Origin of the sequence: Streptomyces beihaiensis (genome assembly GCF_026274175.1) — a bacterium.
GTDB classification, from domain to species: Bacteria; Actinomycetota; Actinomycetes; order Streptomycetales; family Streptomycetaceae; genus Streptomyces; species Streptomyces beihaiensis.
The window spans coordinates 1-5,819 of the sequence record NZ_JAPHNL010000137.1; the positions used below are offsets into that span (position 1 = coordinate 1).

A 5,819-nucleotide genomic window follows, 5' to 3' on the forward strand; every position below is an offset into this window, starting at 1 on the left:
CTGACCGGCCTGCTCGGCGGCCTGGGCCGTCCGGTCCGCATCGAGGAACCGGCGCCCCACCCCGGCGCCCGGCCCCGCCGCCACGTACGGGTGGAGCTCGCGGTGACCTCGGACCGCAGGACCCTTGACGTGGCCACGGCCGTACGCGGCGCGGTCACCGTGGCGCTCGCGGACGAGCCGACGGTGGCGGTACTGGTCACACGGGTCGAGACCTGACGCGGCCGTCGGCTCAGTCGCCGAGCCCCGCCAGGTCGCGCAGGCGGCGGCCCTGCGCGGCCCGCTCGGCCGTGCGCTGCTCGTCGAGGGTGCGGCCCGTGACGCCCTGGAGCAGGGCCTTCGTCTCGATCACGGCGTCGCGGGGCGCGGCGAGGAGCGCCGCCACCAGGTCGCGGGTGGTGGCGTCGAGGTCGGCCGCGGGCACGGCGACGTTGGCCAGGCCGCTGCGGGCGGCCTCGTCGGCGTGGACGTAGCGCCCGGTCACGCAGATCTCCAGGGCTCGGGCGTAGCCGATCAGGGAGACGAGCGGGTGCGTGCCCGTCAGGTCGGGCACCAGGCCGAGGCTGGTCTCGCGCATGGAGAACTGCACGTCGTCGGCGACCACGCGCAGATCGCAGGAGAGGGCGAGCTGGAACCCCGCGCCGATCGCGTGCCCCTGGACCGCGGCGACGGACAGAATGTCGGGGCGCCGCAGCCAGGTGAAGGCGTCCTGGTACTCGGCGATCGTCGCGTCAAGGACGGCGTCGTCGCCGCGCGCCAGATCGAGGAAGGACGGCTCGCCGTCGAAGCCCTCGGGGGTGAAGGCCTGCCGGTCGAGGCCCGCCGAGAAGGACTTGCCCTCGCCGCGCACGACGACCACCCGCACGGCGCCCGGCAGCGCCCGGCCGGCCTCGGTCAGCGCGCGCCACAGGGCGGGGCTCTGGACGTTGCGCTTGTCCGGGTTGGTCAGTGTCACCGTGGCGACGGCGTCGTCGGCTTCGAGCCGGACGCCGTCCTTGTCGAGCAGCGGTGCGGGCATGGTCATCTGGGCCTCCGGGTCTGCGCGGTCGTAAGTGACTGCACAGTAACCACCCGGGCGGCCGGAGGGCCGACCGGGTGGTCACCGGACGGGTCGCCCCACCGGACGGATCCCGGCGAGCCGGGCGACCCTGATGACCCGGGCGACCCTGACGCGAGCGGACCGTCCCCGGGCGGGGGCGGTCCCGGCCGTGTCAGCCCGCCGCGGCCTTCTTGCCTCGCGTGGCGCCGCCGCGGCCGCGCAGCGAGACACCGGATTCACTCAGCATCCGGTGGACGAAGCCATACGAGCGGCCGGTCTCCTCGGCCAGCGCCCGGATGCTCGCACCGGAGTCGTACTTCTTCTTCAGGTCTGCCGCGAGCTTTTCGCGCGCGGCGCCGGTCACCCGGCTGCCCTTCTTCAGAGTCTCGGCCACCCGTGCCTCCTCATGGGAAGTGCGCTCTGGAATTCCCATGATCACCCCTTGTGGCCTTCCTGGCCACCCATTCGGCAAGGTCTGTACGCCCGGAATTGCGGGTCCCGGACGGATCCACACGAACGGAACAGGAGGTTCCGGTGTGTGTCGGCACCGCTCCGGACCGCCCCCACGCCAGAACCGCCAGGTCAGCGGCGGCCCAGGCGCCCCAACGGCTCCATCCCCCGGGGCGCGACGGAATCCGTGGCCGACACACGGAGGTACGAGGCGATCTCACCCAGATGAAGGATCAACACTCAGCCGAATGATCCATCCGCCGCGGACCGTCCGTTCGATCACGCCGTGCTGACGCTCGGTGACGCCGACGCCCGGTGACAGGTGCCGCCGTGTCAGGCGAGTGCCACCAGGTCCGCGTAGGTCTGGCCCCACAGGTCCTCGATGCCGTCCGGCAGCAGGATGATCCGCTCCGGCTGGAGCGCGTCCACCGCGCCCTCGTCGTGGGTGACCAGGACGACGGCACCCTTGTAGGTGCGCAGGGCGCCGAGGATCTCCTCGCGGGAGGCCGGGTCGAGGTTGTTGGTGGGCTCGTCGAGGAGCAGCACGTTCGCGGACGAGACGACCAGGGTGGCCAGGGCGAGGCGGGTCTTCTCGCCGCCGGAGAGCACCCCGGCCGGCTTGTCGACGTCGTCGCCGGAGAACAGGAACGAGCCGAGTACCTTGCGCACCTCGACCAGGTCGAGGTCGGGCGCCGCGGAGCGCATGTTCTCCAGGACGGTGCGCTCGGGGTCGAGCGTCTCGTGCTCCTGCGCGTAGTAGCCGAGCTTGAGGCCGTGGCCCTCGACGACCTTGCCGGTGTCGGGCTCCTCCGTGCCCGCCAGCAGCCGCAGCAACGTGGTCTTGCCCGCGCCGTTGAGGCCGAGGATGACGACCCTGGAGCCCTTGTCGACGGCCAGGTCGACGTCGGTGAAGATCTCCAGGGAGCCGTACGACTTGGACAGGCCCTCCGCCATGAGCGGCGTCTTGCCGCAGGGCGACGGTTCGGGGAAGCGCAGCTTGGCGACCTTGTCGGCCTGGCGGACGTCTTCGAGACCGGCCAGCAGCTTGTCGGCGCGGCGGGCCATGTTCTGCGCGGCGACCGTCTTGGTGGCCTTGGCGCGCATCTTGTCGGCCTGCGCGTTGAGGGCGGCGGCCTTCTTCTCGGCGTTCTGCCGCTCGCGCCTGCGGCGCTTCTCGTCCGCCTCGCGCTGCTGCTGGTAGAGCTTCCAGCCCATGTTGTAGATGTCGATCCGGGAGCGGTTGGCGTCCAGGTAGAAGACCTTGTTGACGACCGTCTCGACCAGGTCGACGTCGTGGGAGATGACGATGAAACCGCCGCTGTACGTCTTGAGGTAGTCGCGCAGCCAGACGATCGAGTCGGCGTCCAGGTGGTTCGTCGGCTCGTCGAGCAGCAGGGTGTCCGCGCTGGAGAAGAGGATGCGGGCCAGCTCGATACGGCGCCGCTGGCCGCCGGAGAGGGTGTGCAGCGGCTGGCCGAGGACGCGGTCGGGCAGGTTGAGCGCGGCGGCGATGGTGGCGGCCTCGGCCTCGGCGGCGTACCCGCCCTTGGTGAGGAACTCGGTCTCCTGGCGCTCGTACTGCTTCATCGCCTTGGCCTGTGTGGCGCCCTTGCCGGTGGCGATGCGCTGTTCGTTCTCGCGCATCTTGCGCATGAGGACGTCGAGGCCGCGGGCGGAGAGGATGCGGTCGCGGGCGAGCACGTCGAGGTCGCCGGTGCGCGGGTCCTGCGGCAGGTAGCCGACCTCGCCGGAGCTGGTGATGGTGCCGGCTGCGGGTGTGCCCTGACCGGCCAGGCACTTGGTGAGGGTGGTCTTGCCCGCTCCGTTGCGGCCGACCAGGCCGATGCGGTCGCCCTTGGCGACGCGGAAGGATGCGTTCTCGATGAGGATGCGCGCGCCTGCGCGCAGTTCGATGCCGGATGCGGTGATCACGGAAGGGCTCCAGGACAGGATTAACGGCGGTGGCTGGTTGACGGGGCGAGGATCCGGCCGGCGCCGCTAATGCACCCAGAGAAGAAACGTCATGCGGGCCAGTTTAACGGTGCGATGCAAACGGTTTTCCCCCGTTCGGCCCTCGGGCGGGGCCCGGCGGCCGGGCGCGTAACAGGATGACGCGGAGGAAGCGGATCAGGAGACCCGCGGAAGGCGGTGCCGCATGCAGTTCGACGACGACGCCCGGCTCGACACGTCGGAGGTCCAGGACGTGCGCGGCAGCCGGGTGCCGGGCGGCCGGGCGACGGTCGGCGGTGGTCTCGTCGGTCTGCTCGCCCTGCTGATCGGCCTGTTCTTCGGCACCGACGAGTTCGGGCTCTCCTCGGACACCGGCTCCCCCGCGTCGGCCGCCTCCAGCGCGGCGCAGGTGCGGCGGCACTGCCGTACGGGACAGGACGCCAACGCCGAGCAGGACTGCCGGACGGTCGCGGTCGTCAACAGCGTCCAGGACTTCTGGGCCCAGGAGTTCCGGCGCCGCCGGGGCCGCTACTCGTCCGCGCCCACCGTGTTCTTCACCGGCCAGGTCTCCACGGCGTGCGGTCAGGCGACCTCGGCGGTGGGGCCCTTCTACTGTCCCGGCGACCGAAAGGTCTATCTCGACCTGGGCTTCTTCGACGAGCTGCGCACCAAGTTCCAAGCGAGCGGCGGCCCGTTCGCGCAGGCGTACGTGGTGGCGCACGAGTACGGGCACCACGTGCAGAACCTGATGGGCACCCTCAAGCGCTCCCAGGACGGGCGCACCGGGCAAAACAGCAACGCGGTCAAGGTCGAGTTGCAGGCCGACTGCTACGCGGGCGTGTGGGCGCACCACGCCACCACGACGCCCGACGAGTCCACGGGCAGACCGTTGATCACGCGGCTGACGCAGGCGGACATCCGCGACGGTCTGGACGCGGCCGCGGCCGTGGGCGACGACCGCATCCAGCGGCGTTACCAGGGCCGGGTGACGCCCGAGTCCTGGACGCACGGTTCGGCGGACCAGCGTCGGCAGTGGTTCCGGCGCGGTCTCGCAAGCGGCGACATGGCGCGGTGCGACACCTTCGGTTAGCCGCCGCTCAGGCTCACGCCCCGCCCGTGTGGACCTGGAAGGCCGCTCGCCGCACCGCCTTGGCGAGCGCCGGGTCCGGGTGGGCGGCGGCCAGGGCGACGAGGACCTGCACGGTGCGCGGGTGGCCCACGGCACGGACCTCCTCCAGGAGGGCGGGCACCGTCGACTGCACCGCGGACTCCAGGTGCCGTACGAGGAGAGGGGCCTCGCCGTGGTCGGCGACGGCGGCGGCGGTGTCGACCCACAGCCAGGTGGCGTCCTCGCGGGTGAGCACGGAGTGGACGTCCTCGGGGTCGGCGCCCTCGTGCTCGGCGAGCCAGAGCAGCGCGTAGGGGCGCAGGCCCGGCTCGTCGGCGGCGCGCCGGACCTCCGCCTCGGCGGGGGCTCCGACGACGCGCAGCGCCTCGAAGGCGAGGCCGCGCAGCAGGGCGTCCTCGCCGCGGGCGGCGTCGAGGAGTTCGGTGACGGCGTTGCCGATGTCGCGGGCGGCGAGCCAGGCGCGGTACTCGGCGCGGGCCGCCTTGGGCCGCAGGCGCGCGCAGCCGCGCAGCATGTCGTCGGCGCTCTGCTCGATGTTGCCCGCCGGGGACTGGGCGGCGACGCAGATCTGCTCCAGCTTGACCCAGACCGCCCAGCTGCCGAGCGGGGTGAGCGTGGCCTGTCCGTCGGCGTACGTGAGCGCGCCGACGGCGGCGAGGCCGCGCAGCGCCCAGTCGAGCAGCGGCAGGAGCGGGGTGTCCTGGGGCGGGGTGGGCTCGGGCTGCGGCCCGAAGGGGATCTCGCAGCGCTGCGTACGGAGTTCCGTGACGCGCTGGTCGAGGAGGTCCAGGAGCTGGGCGGCGGCGACCGGGCCCGCCATCAGCTGCAGGAACGACAGCAACTGCGGCATGGCCTCGACGACTTCGGCGACGGCGGCGGGCTCCAGGGCCTCGGGCGCCGGGTGCACGAGGGACCAGGCGTCGAACAGGGCGACCCAGCCGCGCAGCACGGCGGTGTCGTCCCGGTCCCAGGCGCGCAGCCGCCAGCCGGGGCGGGCGGTGTCGCCGTGCACCTCGACGAGCCCGGCGAGGCGCGCGGTGTCCCAGTCGGCGTGCACCTGAGTCAGCGTCAGGCCGAGGTCGTCGGCGGCGCGGCCCGCGGTCGTGTCGGCCAGGGTGCCCTTCCCGTCGCGGGCGGCCGTGCTGTTGCCGGGGCTGAGCGTGGTATCCGCCCAGCGGGCCATCCGGACCGCCGCGGCGAGCAGCCGGCGGGCGGTGGCGGCGAGTTCGGCGGGCGGCGGGGTGCCCTCCGGGG

General features: G+C 72.8%; 5 protein-coding genes and 1 pseudogene. 2 read left to right on the top strand and 4 right to left on the bottom strand.

From position 1 onward, the window contains the following. A pseudogene (locus tag OFY01_RS14445) lies at window positions 1-216 on the top strand (nucleopolyhedrovirus P10 family protein); the annotation flags it as partial. A 13-nt stretch (window positions 217-229) separates the two neighbouring features. Here OFY01_RS14445 and OFY01_RS14450 read toward each other — a convergent pair. The 3 genes from OFY01_RS14450 to OFY01_RS14460 all read right to left on the bottom strand — a co-directional run bounded on the left by OFY01_RS14450 (window position 230) and on the right by OFY01_RS14460 (window position 3,418). Then, on the bottom strand, window positions 230-1,021 hold the full coding sequence (locus OFY01_RS14450) for an enoyl-CoA hydratase/isomerase family protein (protein WP_266599920.1): 792 nt from the start codon (window positions 1,019-1,021) through the stop codon (window positions 230-232). A 187-nt stretch (window positions 1,022-1,208) separates the two neighbouring features. After that, complete coding sequence (locus tag OFY01_RS14455; RefSeq protein ID WP_266599922.1) at window positions 1,209-1,430, bottom strand: helix-turn-helix domain-containing protein; 222 nt, start codon at window positions 1,428-1,430, stop codon at window positions 1,209-1,211. A gap of 389 nt (window positions 1,431-1,819) precedes the next feature. Beyond that, on the bottom strand, window positions 1,820-3,418 hold the full coding sequence (locus OFY01_RS14460) for an ABC-F family ATP-binding cassette domain-containing protein (RefSeq protein ID WP_266599924.1): 1,599 nt from the start codon (window positions 3,416-3,418) through the stop codon (window positions 1,820-1,822). A gap of 223 nt (window positions 3,419-3,641) precedes the next feature. Here OFY01_RS14460 and ypfJ point away from each other — a divergent pair, with 223 nt between their 5' ends. After that, window positions 3,642-4,526 (top strand): KPN_02809 family neutral zinc metallopeptidase, encoded by an 885-nt coding sequence (ypfJ, locus tag OFY01_RS14465; RefSeq protein WP_266599926.1) that lies wholly within the window; start codon window positions 3,642-3,644, stop codon window positions 4,524-4,526. A gap of 13 nt (window positions 4,527-4,539) precedes the next feature. Here ypfJ and OFY01_RS14470 read toward each other — a convergent pair. Further along, window positions 4,540-5,819: hypothetical protein (locus OFY01_RS14470; RefSeq protein ID WP_266599928.1), on the bottom strand; the 1,280-nt coding region annotated here is incomplete at its 5' end.